A 441-nucleotide genomic window follows, 5' to 3' on the forward strand; every position below is an offset into this window, starting at 1 on the left:
ATTCGTGCGATCGATGAAGTCTTACTGAAGATGAATGAGATTCCAGAGGACTTAACATTCGTAGTAGATGGGAATCCAATCTATCTTCTGGCACAACACTTTTTTGCTCAACACGATATTAATTTTGATGTGAAGCAGGTGATTGGCCTGACCAATGAAGACCCTGTTTCAACGGAATACAGACCTTTGAAACAAATCATTGAACGGCTCAATCGGACATTTAAAGGCAACTATCGTTCGACCCATGGGTTTGGCTCAAAACAAGGTTCCGTATCCTTTGTGACGTTATTTGTGGCCTACTTTAATTTTCTTCGGCCACACGCATCACTAGAAGGAAAAGTACCTGTCGTGAACCCAGAATTAAAAGGGCTTCCAACTATGCCAGCTCGTTGGACAAAGCTTATAGAGTTAGCTCAAAAATGGATAGTCGAGCAACGGGCG

General features: G+C 42.6%; 1 pseudogene. It reads left to right on the forward strand.

From position 1 onward, the window contains the following. Positions 1–441: pseudogene (locus M3202_RS22100) on the forward strand (DDE-type integrase/transposase/recombinase); the annotation flags it as partial.

Origin of the sequence: Halalkalibacter oceani, assembly GCF_023715605.1 — a bacterium.
Classification (GTDB): Bacteria; Bacillota; Bacilli; order Bacillales; family Bacillaceae_D; genus Halalkalibacter; species Halalkalibacter oceani.